This window comes from Spirillospora sp. NPDC048819, from assembly GCF_040650055.1.
Lineage (GTDB): Bacteria > Actinomycetota > Actinomycetes > Streptosporangiales > Streptosporangiaceae > Spirillospora.
Genome location: NZ_JBEZGN010000073.1, coordinates 1 through 16,769, shown reverse-complemented (window position 1 = coordinate 16,769; position 16,769 = coordinate 1). Strand labels below are relative to the sequence as shown.

The window sequence follows — 16,769 nt, the reverse complement described above, 5'->3', positions numbered from 1 at the left end:
GAGCAGCAGATCACCGAGAAGAGGAGGGCCACGACAGCCCACTACGCCGGGGCCAAGGTGGCATAACCAGTCTCCACACTTTCAGGGGATTGACAGAGTCGACTTCGGCGAAGGGGAAGCCAACTTTGGAGGAGCGACCTTTGCTGGCATGGTCTTCTTTGAAGACCCCGTGTTCGGTGACACCAAGTTCGGCGGCGGCGTCACGCTCGATCAGGCCCGTGCGCTGGCGGACTTCAACACGAACTGGGGATCGGAACGAGACTGGCCTGCTGGATGGACCGAGCGCCCCCTCGCCGCCGACGAGCAGATGCCTCGCCCATACGGTCGATGGGCCAACGTCCCGGACCTCCCGCCCGGGGATACCAAGTGGCGCCTTGTGGTCCGAGACAACAACGAAGGTGAGGCTCAGCCTTCGTGAGGCAATGTGACAGGGAATGGCCCATTCCCTGTCATGACCGCATCCGGCCGCCACGGCTCACCCGTTCCCGCCTCGGATGTCACCGGCGGCCCATTAGGTTCGAATGCGGCACATTCCCTGTCACATCCGTCAGCGAGGAGTCGCCGTGCGCATTCCCGCCATTACCGAGGACACTGTCATCCGCCGCGGCGGCTGCCAAGAGGCCACCCGCCGACGGCCCGCCGATCCGGGCAGTGCCGACCGGGAACTCGTGGGGCTCGAGTGACGTGGAACGGATGGCCTGAGTCATGAGCGGCACCGACGGGAACGATCCTGGCCACGACAATCTCCCAGCCGATCCAGTCGGGGAGGGCGGGGCAGGCGAGCCCGCGCAGCACGACCGCGGGCGGGGCAACACCGCGCAGCCTCCGGCCCCCGCCAGACGGCGTCGGCTCCTACCAGGCCGGTCCCGGGTGCGGATCAAGATGCCGACCCAGGACGACCTCGACCGGCTTCCCGCCGACGTACGAATGGAGCTGCGCAATCAGCAACGGGCCGAACGGCATCAGTGGCTCAACTCGCTGGGGATCCTGTTCGGTGTGCTGTTCACCGCGGGCAGCCTGGTCGCCACGGGCCTGACCCTGCGAACCGCGCAGGAAGACCTGCGCACCTCCCAGGAGAACCTGCGGCTGGCCAGGGAAGGCCAGTTCACCGACCGCTACGCCAAGACTCTCGAAGCCCTCACCGACGATGACGCCACCATCCGCCTCGGCGCCATCCATGCACTCAACCGGCTCCTGTCCGACTCCCCACGCGACCGTGCCGCCATCACCGCCGTACTGGCCGGCTTCATCCGCAGTCATGATCCCGCCCCCACCACCGAGAACGAAGAACTCCCCTCAGAACCCTCCGTCGACATCGCCGCCGCACTCAGCACCCTGGCCAGCAACCCCCTCCCCGTCCCGCCCCTCGACCTGCACGGCGTCCGCGTCCCTCACAGTGACCTCCAAAACGCCAACTTCAACGGTGCCAACCTCAGCGGCGCGACCCTGTTCCGCGCGGACCTGGTCCAGGCGAAGCTGAGCGGCGCGAACCTGACTGACGCGAACCTGCACCGAGCGAAGCTGATTCGCGCGGACCTACGCGACGCAGTCCTGTCCCGCACGGACCTGCGCGATGCGTACCTGACCCGCGCAGACCTGAGCGGCGCGTACCCGACCGAGGCGGACCTGCGCGACGCGCAGATGACCGGCACGATCCTGCACCGCGCGAACCTGAGCCGCGCGAACCTGACCGGCGCCTACCTCCTCGAGGCGAACCTGACCGGCGCGAGCCTGCTCGACGCCCAACTGCGCGACGTAGACCTGAGCGGCGCGGACCTGCGCGGCGCGGACCTGCGCGGCGCGGACCTGCGCGGCGCGCGCCTGAGCAACGCGTTCATGGGCCTGAGCGGAGAACTCCTGCGCGTAGCAGACCTTCGCGGAGCGAACCTGGAAGGCGCGAACCTGCGCGGAGCGGACTTGCGGCAGGTGCGTTTTTCTGTGGGCGTAGACGAGATCCGCCGAGTGGCGGTGACCGATGGGACGACCCGGTGGTGATGCCGACCGCCTCGACCACGATGATGGACGTGTACCCACCAACCTCGTGGGCCCGGCAATGCCCGATCACCACGAACGGGCGGCAGCTGTGATGAGCGCCGTCAACCCCGAGACCGACCAGAACCTCGCCACGTGGCCTAGCGGTGCCCCGCGCAACGACGGCAAGTTGTGCGCGTGCCTTCGGTCGCAGGAGGTTCGGATCTGATGACCGCCCGCGCCGGTCCCGCCAGCGGTGCCACCTTGGCCGAGGCGGCCGACGCTTTCTTGGCCCGCCGCGACCTGGATGCCGACACGCTGCGCTCCTACGGCCAGATGCTGCGGCGGCTGCGCAGCGAGCTCGGCGACATCGTGCCGCTCGCCCAGCTGAGCGCGGAGCAGGCCGCCGGAGTATTCATCGCCGCGTGGGACGAAGCTGCCCCGCGAACCTGGAACCGGCACCGCTCGGCGCTGCGCTCGTTCACCACTTGGGCGGCCGGCCACGGCTGGGTCACCACCGATCTCGCCGCACTCATCGAGCGGCGGCCGGAGAAACGGGACCGCACCCGCTCCATCGACAGGCATACCGTCGACGCCCTGCTGACCGACCCTGCCGTCCCGTTGCGGGACAAGACGCTGCGGCGGATGCTGTACGAATCGGCGGCCCGCGCCGACGAGGTCCTGGCGCTCAGCATCGAAGACCTGGACCTGACCAACAAACGCGGCCGGATCACCGGGAAGGGCGGCGACACCCGGTGGATCCACTGGCAGTCCGGCACCGCCCGCCTACTCCCACGGCTGATCGGTGGCCGCACCAGCGGCCCGCTGTTCCTGGCCGACCGACGCCCCGCACCGGCCCGCACACCCGCGACCGCCGACCTGTGCCCGCACACCGGCCGCGGCCGGCTCTCCTACGAACGCGCCGAGTACCTGTTCAAACAGAGCACCCAGAAGCACGACCGGCGCAAGCGCGGCTTCACCCTCCACCAGCTCCGCCATTCTCGCCTCACGCACCTGGTCGAGGACGGCTGGTCCGCCCCCATGCTGATGGGCCTCAGCGGCCACGCCAACATTCGTTCCCTGGCGATCTACACCAACGTCACCGCCGAAGCGGTCGGCGCCGCCCTGGCCAAGCAAGACCCCGCCCGCCGACACCGCTGATCGCACTCGCCACATCAGTGCAAGTCAGGGGAATCCGTTGGATTTTCGGCGCGTACTACCGGCACCCCCGACGCGGATACACCCTCCACCAACTTCGCCACTCCCGGCTCACCCACCTGGCCGAAGACGGCTGGTCAGCCCCCATGCTCATGGCCCTGTCCGGGCACGAGAACATCCGCAGCCTGGCCATCTACACCAACGTCAGCACCGAAGCCGTCGGCACCGCCCTCGCCCAGCAAGACCCAGCCCGCCGGCATCGCTGACTCGCGCCCCGTCGCCTCGTTTGCGGCCGGTGACACGTCCGTTAACGACACCCGCTGGTGGCGCCTCTGCGTGGCACCATCGTCATTATGCTCCAGCCGCCTCTGGCAGCGGCCTGCCAGGCTGTCGGCCTCCATTGCGCCGATGCGCGCCTGCTCCACGCACGCGCCAATCACACTTACTACCTGCCGTACGCATCAGTCGTGGTCCGTATGCGCCACACCCGTGGCTCAGCGGAGTGGATCCGCCGACTCACCACTGCGGTTCAGGCCACGGCGTGGCTGGCAGCCCGCGAGTTCCCTACCGTCGAGCCATGGTCTTCATCGGGATCCAGCCCTGCGGTCACCATCGACGGGTGGACAGCCACGTTCTGGCGCTACGTCCCCACCGACATCGCCCTCGCTCCTGCTAGTCCAGCTGATCTGGCCAGCTTGCTACGCAAACTTCACAGCCAACCCGACCCGCCCGTACGGCTTGAGCCCACCAATCCGCTCGGCGCCCTTCTCTCCGACCTGGAACACGCCGGCCAAGTCCTTACCCCTGCGCAACATTCCTGGCTACGGGGCCGCGCCGCCACGCTCAGCGACCTTTACCCCAACACTCCCATGCCGCTGGGACACGGGATGATCCACGGCGACGCCCACACAGGCAACCTGTTTCCGACCACTGGCCGGTACGTGCTCGGCGACTGGGACTCGATCAGTTACGGTCCGCGAGCCCAAGACCTCGTCCCCACGCTCGACGGAGTACGCCACTTCGGACAACCCCAGTCCGACTGGGACCAACTGTGCACCGTTTACGGCATCGAGTCCGACCTTGAACACCACCCGGGCATGCGCCTGTTGTGCGCCGCCCGTGAACTACGCTCACTCGCCGCCTACATCCGCTCAGCCCCAGGCCGTCCCGACATCCACGCCGAACTGACTAAACGCCTCCAAACGTTGATGGACGGCGCACCAGCCCGATGGCAAGCCGTATGACCTCGTCCCTGCGCACGTTGCTGCAGCTGTCACCGTTAGAGGGGTCGCCTGCCCCAGGCGGCGCGGACGTCACCGGCCCCCCGGGCAGACCCTCTCAGGAACTGCGGAAGGTTCGCCACGAGACGGTTTGACGAGCAAGTGAAAGCGGCCACTTCGAATTCCCATTACAGCGAGTTGCGCCCGCTGGCATCGGTATCACCCGGTCAGCACACCCGTCGACTCAGGCCCTCGACTCGGGACCCGCGTCGGCAACGAAGGACGGAGCGGGCAGAAGGTTCGCGCTTTGTATACCAGCCGACGCCAGAACGCCTTCCCAGTGGGCTGGTACCGCAGGCGGTGGCAACGTGCATGAACGACCACCCCAGCCCCGCTCTTGCGTGCTCTATGGCATAGTTCTTCTTCGTCCCCAGATCACCTGGGAGACACATCACATTGGTCCTTGCGAATGGGTTCGATGCAATCATCTGTATTCGACGAAGCCTCACTCGACGAGCGTGCACGTCCAGTGATCGTCGCTGCGCATAGTGACATTCCTTCTGAGGCCACTCTGAAGTACGCGGCGGTCATTGAGTACGATCCTTCGCCAGCCACGCTCGAGAGCACCGTACGGTGGATCAAGATCCGAGACGAACTCGCTGCTGAAGGACTGACGCCGACCGAGATCCTGCGGGTCTTTCTGCGTGCAACCGTCCTTGCCTTCGGTATGCCCGGCCCGACCGAAGAAATGCTGGCGTTCATGTTCGCCGAGGCCTCCGGGACCGCAGTCGCCCGTGAAGTTTGTGAATATCTCGTCACGCTCGGCGAAACCCCGGTTCCGCCAGGAGCCCGACGGTGGCACTTGGACCGGGCGGGCACGGTTGCGATGGCCTACTTGGCCGGCAATGGTGATCTCGACCCGCGCTTCGATCGCCATTTAACGCTGACAGGGTCGTTGCCGATGGTCCGTACACTGTTGTCCGAATTGCCGCTTGAGCGGCGTGAGGCCTTGGTGCTGAAGAACTTAAACGGCCCGTACCTCGCGGGGCCCATGATCGATTGGCTACTGGCCCTCCGCGACCTGGTGGACACCCCGGCAATCACCGCAGCCCGCGCAAGTCTGGTCACTCAAGCTGCAGGTGGCGACCGACTCGACGCGCTCACCACCAGGGAAGCAGCTCGTTCGCCCCGTCCAGTGCATTCACGCCCGACTCCCGCCGCCCTGCAGGCACTGCAGTACCTGGCGGACGAGCGCGCGAGCGAACGCCGCGCCGCGGAACTGGGGCCGCTCGCCGCGCAGGCATGGTGGCAACGGACCATCAGTGTGCAGGCCCCGGAACTGTCATCGGTGGCGACATGGGAGGCCACGAGCGAACCGCGCCGACTGCAGATCGCCCACGCCATCGCCACCGCGCTGGGCAAAGATTTCTCCCTGGTTGGGCTGCGGAGCTTCGGCGGCCCACCGATTGCGGTGCTGTCGCGGCAGGACGTACGGTTTTGCGTCGTACCCGGCGGCAGCGTCAACGTCGGATTCTCCGCTGAGGAGGAAGCCAAACTTCGCGCCTCCGCCCAGCGCCACACCTGGGAAGAGGACTACTCGGTGCTCGATGAACTCGAACTGATGCGGCCGCTAACGCGGGTCAAGGTGGGCCCAATGGTCGCCGCCCAGTCACCGCGGCCACCGGTAGAGCCGCACATAGCAACCGATGAGCTGGAACACTCGCCGCTGCGACTCCCGTCCGAGGCCGAATGGGAATACCTCGCCCGCGGCGGCCTCGACCACCAATTGACCTACCACGGCCCCTCTGTACCTGACAGCGAAGAAGAGTTTTGCTCGGTCCAGGCGCTCGGCGTCAACAGCGCGAACATGTTCGGCCTTTATGGGTTCGGCTTCGAACCGGAGATTTGCGCCGATAAGTTCCAGTCCGGCCACGCCGGTCTCCCTACTGACGGATCGCCACGTCACGGCACGGGACCCCGCGTGGTCAAAGGTGGTGCGGCGGTCGCCTATCCATGGCAAGGTGCTGGCGAATGGCACCTTCTACTCTCAGCCATGCGCACACCACAAACGGCATGGGAGTACGCACTTTCACTACGTTTTGTGATCAGTATCAAGTAGGACTCCCGGAACGGTGATAGGCAGTGTCGTACGCGCTCCGTGATTTTGCGGGCATGCGTTCGACGCCATCGATCTGCAACGTGACGTTGAATGCGTGCATGCAGCCATCATCTCCCGGAAGGAGGATTGGCGCCGCTCGCGCGGCTCACCAAGCGGGAGCTGCCCCCGGGTGGTGGTTCAGGTTTGGGCAAGCGCCGCGCGCCAGATCGCCTGCGAGGTGAAGCAACTGGCTCCGAGCGCGGTCAGCGCGGCGAGCACGTCGGCCCACAGTCCGCTGTTTGCCATGGTCCAGGAGTCTGCCAGCCGGGGTGTCGGCGTTCCCGTTCGAAATGTGGATTTAGGCGGCGAGTTCTTGGCGAAGTTGATCGAGAGCCTGTGCGGCGTCCGCGTAGATTTCGGGTAGGTCTTCTCCAGCGGTCCGCATAATTCTCTGCAGCTGATGTGGAAGCCGCTGCGTGATCGCTTCACGGACGGCGATCACCAGGGACTCGCGCGCTCCGATCTGGTCACCAGCCAGTAGCTGAACATTCGCCACGGTCACTCGTTCGATGACGTGCCACTGTGGGGCGACCGTGGTGGTTGGCGCCGGGGAGTGGTCAACGAGTCTGATCGCGGTGTCCGTGCGGCCCGTTGCAACCAGACCCCTGAGCCGGATTTCGTGTAGCGCGTACGGATTGAATAGAGACGTGTGCTTCGCCTCGTCCAGGAGCGCGTCGGCTTTTCGCATCGTGTGGTCGAACAGGTCCTTGTCACCAAGCGCTCCGGCGGCCCGAGCGAGTAGGGGTACCACCGCCACGCGGGCTTTGGAGTCGGGGGCCAGGGCGAGCGCATGTTGGAGGCGGTTGACGGCGGCGCCGCGCAGCCGAGCCTTGCGCAGTTCGTTGCCGTGCATTCGCAAAACCTCGGAGGAGAATGCCGGGTCCTCGAAGTACGAGGCGATGCCGAGGCTTTTGGCGGTCCAGTGAGCGGCCGTGCTCAGGCGCTCTTCGGGCAGGACGTTGCCGAGGGCGACGCCCAGGCCGGCACGGGCGCGGGCCAGGAGATGAAGGACTTCGCGTTCGGTGTGCCCGTCCTCGATGCGGGCTTCGAGTCGGGCGACCAGTGGCCAGAGCTCGGCGACGGCTTCGTAGGCGTGGCCGGTCTGGCGGGCGATCTCGGCGAGGCGGACGGTCGACTCACCGAATTGGAACATGGCCCGGTGGTCGGTGTCGGCGGGGTCGGTGACGCCCAAGACGTGCGGAGGGAGGCGGAGCCGGTCGGCCACCCAGCGGCGTGAGCCGACGTCGTCCAAGGTGCGCTTCCCGAGTTCCAACATCGAGATGTAGGTCTTGTCGTAGCCGAGGAGTTGGCCGAGCGCGGTCTGGTTGATGCCGTGGATGTCGCGGTGGAAACGAAGGATCTTCCCGAGGTCGCCGGTGGCGAGGACGCGCTGGGCCTCGGGTGTGGCCCAGCGCCATACGGCATGGCGTGCCGGGGCCCGCGTCGATGCTTGGGGGCTGGCTGCCATGCTGGTCACATCCTTGCGAACCAGGTGGCGATGGATCGCCGGTAGCCGTTGGGCATGTGCAGCCCCGGAATCTCCTCGGCGGTGAACAGGCCGAGTTGCTTGTGCTCGTGGCTCACCACTGGTTCGACGTCCGGCGTCAGGACGGTGCACCCGTAGGTGACGATCACGACACGCCGTTCAGGCAGTGTCTGGGGCAGCGGCTGATAGATCCACACGTCCAGGAGCGGGCCTGCTTTGACGGTCCAACCAGTCTCTTCCTGGATCTCTCGCTCAACCGCGGCCTCCGGGCTGGTGTCGGATGGCTCCAGGCGGCCGCCGGGCAATTCCCATTCGTCGCGTTCGTTCTTCAGCAGTGCCACACGTCCGCCGTTTCCCACAGCGACACCTTTTACGGACACGGGCCAGGCCGGAGACGTAGTCATGGCGGTCCTTGCGGTTCGCGGATGGGCCGGGGATGCCTCGAAAAGTAGCACGCACGCTTCGCACCGAGTCCGGCCTGAGCGCGATGCCCGAGTAGACAATCTGTCGCTTTACCTCGCGGCGGGCAGAGGCCGACAGTGAGCGCAGAGTCCAGCGAAGGAGTTGCGCCATGAGCCAGGCCCTCCAGGCCTCTGACGATGTGCTCACCCCTCACCATGTCGGCGCTGAGATGCCGCGCGTGATCGCGCAGCGCTTGCGGGACGTCGGCCTGGTCGTGCTCGAAGGGATGGCATCACGCGGCGAGGTTCTCGCTTTGGCCTCGCGGGTCATGGACATCACCGCGCATCGCGACAGCGACCCCGACGGCTTGACCACGATCCGAGACACCGGCCGTCACCTGGACCGGCCCGGATTCGCCGGCTTCACCGACAAGGAGCTCGCGCCGCACACCGAACGATCGGGGATCGCGACGCCGCCCCGGCTGATGCTCTTGGTGTGCGGGCGCCCGGCCGGTCAGGGCGGCGAATGCCTGCTGACCGATGCCCGCGCGGTACATGCTGAATTGGTGGAGAACCGGCGCGAGGCCGCTCTGGCGCTGTCAGAACCCCGTACGACGTTCTTCGGAGCGGGGGACGGCCACGCCGCCCAGGTCTTCACTGCGCACCCCGCGGGGCGAGTATCGGTGCGGCTGCGCCTGGACGGTCTTGCCCGTTGGAGCCCCATGGTTCAGCCCCATCTGCGCGACCTATGGGAGGCGACGCTCCAGCATCAGCTTTCACTCCGGCTTGCGGCAGGCCAGGGCTACCTGCTGGACAACACCCGCTGGCTCCACGCCCGTCAGGCGTTCACCGGGGACCGGCTGTGCTGGCGTGCGCTCGGGGAGCCGAAGTTCGAGCTTCCCGTCGGGTTCGCCCCTACCCGGATGTGGTGTCGTGACTGATCTGAGCGCCGCATGGGTGAAGCTTGCTCTGCTGTCCCACGGTGTAGCGATCGACGTGTCGTTCTCCGCGTGGTTCGGCCGTCAGGCCGGCTGGGTGCGCCGACGTAACTTTTACAACTCCCCTGTCTGGGATCTGGACGCGACCGTCCCGCAGGAGATCCGGCTGGCGACGCCCGAGGGGCAACCGCCGGTGACGGTTGCGGTGAACGTGTACGGCGACAACACCTGGACCCTCAAGGCCGACGCGGAGAGCGCCTGGGTGGTCAACTCCGTGCTCGGGGTTTCCTGGGCGGTGGAACTGGTCGGCGATCTGGAGTGTCTGCGCGGTTCGGAGGCACTCGGCCACATCGCGAACCTGTACGGCGGGAGCGCGCTGTCGTTCTTCTCGCCGCGGGCTTGTTACTTCTTCGCCGACGGGACGCAGTGCCGGTTCTGTTCGCTGGCGGGGACGGCGGCCGGCACATCGTTCGCGAACAGGCTGTCCCCGGTTCAGGTGCGCGATGCGGTCGCGGCGGTGCTGGAGGCCGAGCCCGGACGGGTCAACCAGGTGATGATCGTCGGCGGGAATGAGCGCAGCCTCGACACCGGGTTCCTTCGGCACGTCGACCTGGCTCAGGCTGCCTCCGCGGCGATCAGCGCGGCAGGCATGAACGGCCAGGTCTCGGTTCACCTGGTGACGATGCCGCCGCGCGATCTCAAGGCGATCAGGGAGCTGGACGGTGTGCCGGACGTGCACGTCGGGTTCAACCTGGAGGCCTGGGACCCGGTGACGTTCGAGCGGATCGCGCCGGGCAAGGCGACCGACTACGGGCACGCGGCGATCCTCACCGCGCTGGAACGCCTCGTCGATGTCGTCGGCGAGTACCGGGCGCACTCGATCCTTATCGCCGGCCTGGAGCATCCGGCTTCAACCTTGTCGGGCGCCGCGTCGCTGGCGGCGATGGGTGTTTCGCCGATCATCAATGCTTTCCATTCTGACGTGCACTCGACGATCGGGTTGTCGGTGCACCCCTCGTACCAGCAGCTGGCGGAGGTCGCGTCGGGACTGTCGGAGCTGCACGCGACATTCCCGATCCGGCCGTACTGGAAGGGCTGCGGGCGTAACGCGCTGGACTTCGAGGCGTCACACGGCCTGTTCGACGGCGAGCCTCCGGCTCTGGACGGTGTGTCGTGACCGGCCTCGCCTCTCCGGACGAATTTCTGGACGCGTCCCTGCTGGGGCTGTGCCGTGCCCCTCGCCCGTGGGGTGAGGTAGAGGCGGCGCTGACCAAAGGCGGACGGCCAGGTGCACAGCTCGGCGGAGACCCGCTTCGCCCCTACGTCGTCCAAGCGACCCTAGAACGCGTCACCGTCGCTGCCGTGCGTCGGGCGCAGCTGCCTGACCCACCACTCATCGCCGAACTTCTGGCGGGCCGGTACGGTCCCCCTGTCCTTGAACACGCTGGCGTGGATCGTGGCGGCGTCCCTGGTTCCGACGCCGAGGTCGTTCGCATGGAGGTCTCGGCATCACCCGCTCTGTCCGCCCGGCTCGCGCTGCCCGATGTCCTCCTGGTCGGCCTCGGCGACCGGGACCGCTACCGGGGTGCCCGGCTGCCACTGGGAGTGGCGCGGCTGGCGTCCTGGCTGCGGTTCACCCACGCGGCCCGAGTTGAGGTCCTCGACTACAGCCTCCAGTCCGACGCTCGCAGCCATGTCACCGAGGCCCTCGGATGGCGTCCCGCTGTGGTCGGTGTCGGGGTGAACTTCGGCCAGTGGGAGCTCCTGGCGGACCTGGCCGGGCTGATAGAGCAAGCCACAGCGTCGTCAGAGACCTCACCAGTAGTGGTGCTCGGCAACATACTGGCGGCGTTTTCCCCGACCGAGGCTGTGGCACCGTTCAAGCGGGCAGCCGCCGAGCGGCGAGCGCTGGTTGCCACAGGCCTGGGCGAGCGCCCCCTGGAAGCACTCTGCCGGTCCCTGCACACACCGAAAGCCTGGGAAACCATCCCCGGCCTACTGCAGCCGGAGCCGACGGCCGATGGCGGAGACACCAGCCGGATGAACAACGCACGACGGGTACGCCACCAGCCGGTCTCCACCCTGGCGAGGCGCACGAAAACGGGCGTGGTCAGCGAGGCGGCACCGCGTGTCGATTCGGATACCTTGCCGAGCGCGCCGCTGGCGCCTTCACTCGTTGCACCCGATGACTCCCTGGTGCTGGCCGTCGCCGCTGAGGGTGGCCAGGTGTCTCTGGAAACCTCCCTGGGCTGCCAGTACGGGGCGTGTACGTTCTGCCCTCGTGCCCACAAGGGCGATGGATGGCTCAGGGGCGAGCAGGCCGTGTGTGTGGCGATCCTGGAGCGGTTTTCCCGGCTGCGCACATCGGAGGGTTCCCGGGTGGCGGTGTCGCTGGTCGATGAGGAGTTCTTCGGATCCGAGGGCCTGGCCGATCCGCCACCGAACCAGCTAGGGTCTGCGCACATTTTGGCCGCGATGGAGCGTCTCGGGCTACGGTGCGAGATCTACACGCGGCTGGAGCAACTCTTCGACCGGCACCGGTCCAGGCGCTGGAACCTGCGACGGGCGATGCTGCTCGCCGAGACCGCGCCCAGCATGCGGCGCCTGTTCGCGGGCGTGGAATCGGGATCGCCCTCACAACTGCGCCGCTACGGCAAGGGGCAGACGGTCTCCCAGACCGTCGATGCGCTCCGAGTCGCTTCCACACTCGGGGTACCGCTGGAATTCGGGTTCATCACCTTCGACCCGCTCCTCACCCCCGAGGAACTGGTCGAGAACCTGGCATTCCTGGCCCGAACAGACGTGATCTGCGCCCCATACCCCGACGGGCCGTCCGCGGCGGTCGCGCAGATCGGGCACTACCTGAACGGCGCCGACCTGCCGGGCTCCGGTGACCCCTTGTATCGGCACGTCGCCTACATGGCGACCGAACTAGAAGTACTGGCCAACAGCCGTTACGCCGATCACCTGCATCGCCGCCACCCCGAACTCCTGGACGGATACGACCCGGCGTTCTGCCGGTTCGGCGCCCACTACGCCCATGGCGGCATCGAAACGATCGCGGGATGGTGCCGGGTGTGGACCGAAGGCATGTTCACTCCCGTGTACCAGGCCCGGATGGCAGCCCGCTCCGCCGGGACCGGTGAAGCGGCCGAAGCAAAGGCACTCGTCCGCCGGTACCGGGATGCGACCTTCGCCCTGCTGGTCACGCTGACGGACCGGTTCCTGCCAGGCCTGAACCTCCCCCAAGGATTCGCTCTGGCCAAGGCCCCGTCCGACGAGCCGGCCCTCCTGACCGCCGAGTCGCTGAAGGTCACCGGCCACCCGATCACCTTCGACCCGAGCCTGCTGGAGCGGCGCCGTGACCGCTGACCAGACAATCGTGTGCGCGGGGACCCTGTCCGCCATCACCTGCCACAGCGTCGATTCGCTGGTACTGCACGGATACGGAGAACACGCCGACACCACAACGCTGCTCGGCAACGACGCGGTGATCGCGGCCCGGCTGCTGCACACCTCCGGTGAGCCCGTGTCCTGCCTGCTGATCGACCCCACCGAGGCCGACGTCGATGCCCTGCGCAAGGCCGCACCAGGACTGCGGGTGCGCGCCACCGGGCGCCGTTCGGGGCCGGTGACAAGGTCGGCGGTACTCCAGACCAGCGACGGGCAACGGTACTGGCTGCTGCCACCCATACCCACGACTCCAGGACCACTGTCCGTCGAACCGGACACGGCGAGGACCCTGTTGTACGTCGACCTGTACGACGAAGTAGAAGAAGCCGTGTTCACCTGGCTGGCAGCCTCGACTCCCAGCCGTTTGACCGTAAACCTGTCGGGATCCCGGCGCGACACGAAAGCAGCCCGGCTCGCCCCACTGCGGCCGCTGCTGGTTCAGGCGAGCCTGCCGTACGCGGCCTCACCCGCCGCCCTGCAGGGGGCCGCCCACAAGCTGCGTTCGATGGCGTACGCCACCTACGCCGTGGTGTCGGCCGGGCCGCGTGGATTCACCTTGACCGGACCCGACGGGACGTGGCACCGCACGCCGGGGCGCATCATCACCGGGCCGGCCCTGGGCGCTGGAGCCGCGCTGTCAGCCGGTCTGCTGGCCGGCCTCGCCCACGGGGCCAGCGGCGCAGACCTGGTTGACACGGCGAACAACAGGGTTACCGCGCACCTATGCGAGAAGACCGGAGGCGCCTCGTGATCGTGTGTGTTGAGGGCATCAACGGGAGCGGGAAAACGACCCTGGCTAATGTGCTGGTCGGTATGTGGCCCAGCGGATACGCCCAAGCGATCGATCCGGTTCAGCACACGGTGTTCGGCGACACCATCAGGACAGCGATCATGGCAGCTACAGGCCTTGCCGCCGACGCCGAGACCTTGGCGTTCGCCTCCGCTCGGCTGCATACCGCAGGCATCCTCGCCGGCAACCGCTGTCCGCCCGCACAGCACCTCGTGGTGCTGGAGCGGTGGGCAGGCGCCGTCGTCGCCTACGGAACCGTGGCGGGAGCGTCCCCGTTCCTGCTGCGGGCCTTGGAAGGCTCGCTGACCGGTGCCATGCCGGTCGATGTGACCATGCTCGTGGACGTGCCGGGCGACGTCGCCGAGGAACGCCTGATCCGACTCGGCGGCCGCAACAGATTCGAGACCCTGGGGCCCGGTTACCTAGAGCGGGTGCGACGCCAATACCTGGCCTGGGCATCGATCCAGCAGGTGCCGGTGATCAACGGACAACAGGGCATGGCCGCAGTCGTCGAACAGGCGGCCGGGCTTATCGAAGCCAGGGCCGCCGCCACCGGCGATGTCCCGCAGGCCGATGCACAGGAGAGCGCGTGAAGTACACCGAAGTCGAACGGAAGTTCGCCCTGCCCAAGCCGGACGCAATGCGCACCCGGCTGATCGACACCGGGGCCGCCGCAGCCGGCACCTCCCGCCAAGTCGATGTCTACTACAACCACCCGGCCCGGGACTTCCTGGACGGCGACGTGGTGTCGGAATGGCTGCGGCTACGGCGAGAAGAACCGGAATCCGGGCCAACCGTCGCATCGATCAACTTCAAAAGGTGGCTTCCCCTCGCAGCGGTCGAGGCGACCCACGCCGACGAGTACGAATCGGTAGTCGCCGACCCTCAGGCCGTCTCTCGCATGCTGGAGGCGCTCGGCTTCTCTGAAATGGTCACCGTCGACAAGCGGCGAGAGCGATGGCGTCTCGACACCCCGGCCGGGGCTGTCGAGGTCGCACTCGACGAGGTAACGGGCCTTGGCGGGTTCGTCGAGTTCGAGTACGTCGGAGAAGGAGACCTCGACCAAGCGGGGCAAGCCATCACCGACGCAGTGAAGGAGACGACTTCCGCGGGGGTGACTTTGGGAGAGCGGGACCGCCGCGGATACCCATACCTGCTGCTCGGCCGAGAACGCTGAACCCCCGAGGAGGGTCACCACCCGTACGCGCTGAACCTCTCGGCCGCCCGGATCGTGGCCAGGGCAGAGGAGACATACTCGACCACGGGAACGCCACCGGTCGACCCGGCCAGGTCAGCGGGGTCCGCCCAGATCAATCCAGAGCTTTTTCGAGGCTCCGCGTTGATGACCTCACCCATCCACCGACGGGAGCTGAAGAAGAACGAGACACGCGCACCCCGCTCACCGGGGGTGTGGCGGTGCATAACGTGCGCGAACGCCAAGTCTGCAGAGTCAACAAGGACCCCAACCTCTTCCTTGGTCTCTCGGATGGCGGCCGTGTCGGCCGACTCCCCCACCTCGACGTGCCCCGCCGGGAGCGACGCGTGGCCGTCCATATAGCCGGTGTTCGCCCGAACCAGCAAAAGGACGCAGCCGTCCGGCCGGGTGAGAAGCATGTGCGTATCAGCGATGAGCGAAACGTACTCGCGCGCGGTCACCTGCGGCACAGTAACCCACGGTCCGAACTGCCATGACGACTACACACGACACGCCGGCCGCCGCAGAGCCATAGGAGGCACGAACCGTCAGGAGCAGGAGCCGCCAGCGGATGGAGTCCATTCGACCAGCGGACACCGGACCGCGTTATCGGTCCCAGACGTTTACTCGCTGCGCTCCACGGACGGCTTATCGTCGGTTCCGGCGAGGTAGGGGCTGATCCACCGGCGTTCGGTGCGTGCGCGGGGAGCACACCGACGCGGCTATCCGCGCCGGTCCCCTGACGGGACCATCCCCGCGTGCGCGGGGAGCACGGGCCGGACGCGCCGCCGGTGACCGACAGGCGGGGACCATCCCCGCGTGCGCGGGGAGCACCCCTTCGTCGGACTTCCTGCGTCGCCGCTTGGGGGACCATCCCCGCGTGCGCGGGGAGCACTGCCTCCCTCTCAGGTGATCGATCCGGTCAGGGGGACCATCCCCGCGTGCGCGGGGAGCACTGTGCTGCGGGTGGAGGTGCGCCAAACGGCGCGGGACCATCCCCGCGTGCGCGGGGAGCACCTCACCGACTGGGCGGCCGTGGACGGGTTCCTGGGACCATCCCCGCGTGCGCGGGGAGCACACGACCGGCACCGCGGACGAGGCGATCGTCGCGGGACCATCCCCGCGTGCGCGGGGAGCACCGCTCGAAGAACACGCCCACGCTGTTGTCGGTGGGACCATCCCCGCGTGCGCGGGGAGCACCGTCCCGGTCGTGGTGACGTACGTCCACACGAGGGACCATCCCCGCGTGCGCGGGGAGCACCGAGGATCTCGGCTTGGAGTTTCGCGGCCCCTGGGACCATCCCCGCGTGCGCGGGGAGCACGAATTCGATTCGTATTGCAGGCACCACAGGCCGGGACCATCCCCGCGTGCGCGGGGAGCACGCCGAGTGCGTCAGGTCGAGGGTGCCGGTCTCGGGACCATCCCCGCGTGCGCGGGGAGCACTCCACCCAGCCCGCGTGCACGGTGAACCCCCAGGGACCATCCCCGCGTGCGCGGGGAGCACCTGGTGGCCGGCGGGTGGGGGCTGGCGGTGGCGGGACCATCCCCGCGTGCGCGGGGAGCACCGCCCCTTCGAGGGGTCATCGGCCCTCAGAGGGGGACCATCCCCGCGTGCGCGGGGAGCACCACCGACCCGGCCGCCGTCATGAGCGCCATCCGGGGACCATCCCCGCGTGCGCGGGGAGCACTCGCGTTCATGACGCCGCCTCCTGGTTCACGAGGGGCCATCCCCGCGTGCGCGGGGAGCACCCGACCCCGGCACGACCGGCGCGTCCGAGGTCGGGACCATCCCCGCGTGCGCGGGGAGCACACCTGCCCCTCGCGCACCTTCCCGACCGGCCGGGGACCATCCCCGCGTGCGCGGGGAGCACGAATTCGACGTGTCCCGCGACCAAATCGGCCGGGCGGAGCCTGTCAAACTCGTTGAGACAGCTCAGGCTGCGGGTTGTGCCTGCTTGTTCTCCTTGTTCTCGTCCTTGGGCGGTTCGTTGATCCAGG

The 16,769-nt window shown here is 67.7% G+C and carries 15 protein-coding genes and 1 CRISPR repeat array; of the genes, 12 read left to right on the top strand and 3 right to left on the bottom strand.

Annotated features, from left to right (window positions below):
• Positions 1 to 148: 148 nt before the first annotated feature.
• The 6 genes from AB0C35_RS45120 (at position 149) to AB0C35_RS45095 (ending at position 6,468) form a co-directional block, all read left to right on the top strand.
• Positions 149 to 418 (top strand): hypothetical protein, encoded by a 270-nt coding sequence (locus AB0C35_RS45120; RefSeq protein WP_358470551.1) that lies wholly within the window; start codon positions 149 to 151, stop codon positions 416 to 418.
• Positions 419 to 870: 452 nt separating this feature from the next.
• Positions 871 to 1,995, top strand: coding sequence for a pentapeptide repeat-containing protein (locus tag AB0C35_RS45115; RefSeq protein ID WP_358470548.1), 1,125 nt, complete (start codon positions 871 to 873; stop codon positions 1,993 to 1,995).
• Positions 1,996 to 2,199: 204 nt separating this feature from the next.
• Complete coding sequence (locus tag AB0C35_RS45110; RefSeq protein ID WP_358470545.1) at positions 2,200 to 3,132, top strand: tyrosine-type recombinase/integrase; 933 nt, start codon at positions 2,200 to 2,202, stop codon at positions 3,130 to 3,132.
• Between the two features lie 17 nt (positions 3,133 to 3,149).
• Complete coding sequence (locus AB0C35_RS45105; protein WP_358470542.1) at positions 3,150 to 3,395, top strand: site-specific integrase; 246 nt, start codon at positions 3,150 to 3,152, stop codon at positions 3,393 to 3,395.
• A 57-nt stretch (positions 3,396 to 3,452) separates the two neighbouring features.
• Complete coding sequence (locus AB0C35_RS45100) at positions 3,453 to 4,373, top strand: phosphotransferase (protein ID WP_358470539.1); 921 nt, start codon at positions 3,453 to 3,455, stop codon at positions 4,371 to 4,373.
• 445 nt (positions 4,374 to 4,818) lie between these two features.
• Positions 4,819 to 6,468, top strand: a complete 1,650-nt coding sequence (locus AB0C35_RS45095; RefSeq protein ID WP_358470536.1) for a hypothetical protein — start codon at positions 4,819 to 4,821, stop codon at positions 6,466 to 6,468.
• A 337-nt stretch (positions 6,469 to 6,805) separates the two neighbouring features.
• Here AB0C35_RS45095 and AB0C35_RS45090 read toward each other — a convergent pair whose 3' ends face one another.
• Both AB0C35_RS45090 and AB0C35_RS45085 read right to left on the bottom strand, forming a co-directional pair.
• The gene (locus tag AB0C35_RS45090; RefSeq protein ID WP_358470533.1) at positions 6,806 to 7,975 is read right to left on the bottom strand and encodes an XRE family transcriptional regulator; all 1,170 of its coding nucleotides are present in this window, start codon (positions 7,973 to 7,975) and stop codon (positions 6,806 to 6,808) included.
• Between the two features lie 5 nt (positions 7,976 to 7,980).
• Entirely contained in the window at positions 7,981 to 8,397 is a 417-nt protein-coding gene (locus AB0C35_RS45085) for an NUDIX hydrolase (protein ID WP_358470530.1), read from the bottom strand.
• A gap of 167 nt (positions 8,398 to 8,564) precedes the next feature.
• On the opposite strand from AB0C35_RS45085, the gene AB0C35_RS45080 reads away from it, so the two are divergent.
• From AB0C35_RS45080 to AB0C35_RS45055, 6 genes are all read left to right on the top strand, one after another.
• Positions 8,565 to 9,335, top strand: coding sequence for a TauD/TfdA family dioxygenase (locus tag AB0C35_RS45080; RefSeq protein ID WP_358470527.1), 771 nt, complete (start codon positions 8,565 to 8,567; stop codon positions 9,333 to 9,335).
• On the top strand, positions 9,328 to 10,509 hold the full coding sequence (locus AB0C35_RS45075; protein WP_358470524.1) for a radical SAM protein: 1,182 nt from the start codon (positions 9,328 to 9,330) through the stop codon (positions 10,507 to 10,509). The genes AB0C35_RS45080 and AB0C35_RS45075 overlap by 8 nt, the downstream gene beginning before the upstream one ends.
• 317 nt (positions 10,510 to 10,826) lie before the next feature.
• Positions 10,827 to 12,704: a hypothetical protein gene (locus tag AB0C35_RS45070; protein ID WP_358470521.1), complete on the top strand. Its 1,878-nt coding sequence runs from the start codon at positions 10,827 to 10,829 to the stop codon at positions 12,702 to 12,704.
• A complete protein-coding gene (locus AB0C35_RS45065) occupies positions 12,694 to 13,536 on the top strand; it encodes a hypothetical protein (RefSeq protein ID WP_358470518.1) in 843 nt (280 codons plus the stop codon). Before AB0C35_RS45070 ends, AB0C35_RS45065 begins: the two co-directional genes overlap by 11 nt.
• Complete coding sequence (locus AB0C35_RS45060; RefSeq protein ID WP_358470515.1) at positions 13,533 to 14,168, top strand: hypothetical protein; 636 nt, start codon at positions 13,533 to 13,535, stop codon at positions 14,166 to 14,168. The genes AB0C35_RS45065 and AB0C35_RS45060 overlap by 4 nt, the downstream gene beginning before the upstream one ends.
• Complete coding sequence (locus AB0C35_RS45055; protein ID WP_358470512.1) at positions 14,165 to 14,752, top strand: class IV adenylate cyclase; 588 nt, start codon at positions 14,165 to 14,167, stop codon at positions 14,750 to 14,752. Before AB0C35_RS45060 ends, AB0C35_RS45055 begins: the two co-directional genes overlap by 4 nt.
• A 14-nt stretch (positions 14,753 to 14,766) precedes the next feature.
• Here the strand turns inward: AB0C35_RS45055 and AB0C35_RS45050 are convergent, their stop codons facing one another.
• Positions 14,767 to 15,231 carry an NUDIX domain-containing protein gene (locus AB0C35_RS45050; protein ID WP_358470509.1) on the bottom strand — a complete coding sequence of 155 codons (465 nt, stop codon included), beginning with the start codon at positions 15,229 to 15,231 and terminating at the stop codon, positions 14,767 to 14,769.
• A 222-nt stretch (positions 15,232 to 15,453) separates the two neighbouring features.
• Positions 15,454 to 16,642: a CRISPR direct-repeat array (repeat unit 29 nt; unit sequence GGGACCATCCCCGCGTGCGCGGGGAGCAC).
• Positions 16,643 to 16,769 lie beyond the last annotated feature (127 nt).

Bases quoted from the DNA above. Each gene is read 5' to 3' on its own strand.
- AB0C35_RS45120 (WP_358470551.1), top strand. From the start codon at position 149: ATGGTCTTCTTTGAAGACCCCGTGTTCGGTGACACCAAGTTCGGCGGC.
- AB0C35_RS45110 (WP_358470545.1), top strand. From the start codon at position 2,200: ATGACCGCCCGCGCCGGTCCCGCCAGCGGTGCCACCTTGGCCGAGGCG.
- AB0C35_RS45095 (WP_358470536.1), top strand. From the start codon at position 4,819: ATGGGTTCGATGCAATCATCTGTATTCGACGAAGCCTCACTCGACGAG.
- AB0C35_RS45090 (WP_358470533.1), bottom strand. From the start codon at position 7,975: ATGGCAGCCAGCCCCCAAGCATCGACGCGGGCCCCGGCACGCCATGCC.
- AB0C35_RS45085 (WP_358470530.1), bottom strand. From the start codon at position 8,397: ATGACTACGTCTCCGGCCTGGCCCGTGTCCGTAAAAGGTGTCGCTGTG.
- AB0C35_RS45080 (WP_358470527.1), top strand. From the start codon at position 8,565: ATGAGCCAGGCCCTCCAGGCCTCTGACGATGTGCTCACCCCTCACCAT.
- AB0C35_RS45070 (WP_358470521.1), top strand. From the start codon at position 10,827: ATGGAGGTCTCGGCATCACCCGCTCTGTCCGCCCGGCTCGCGCTGCCC.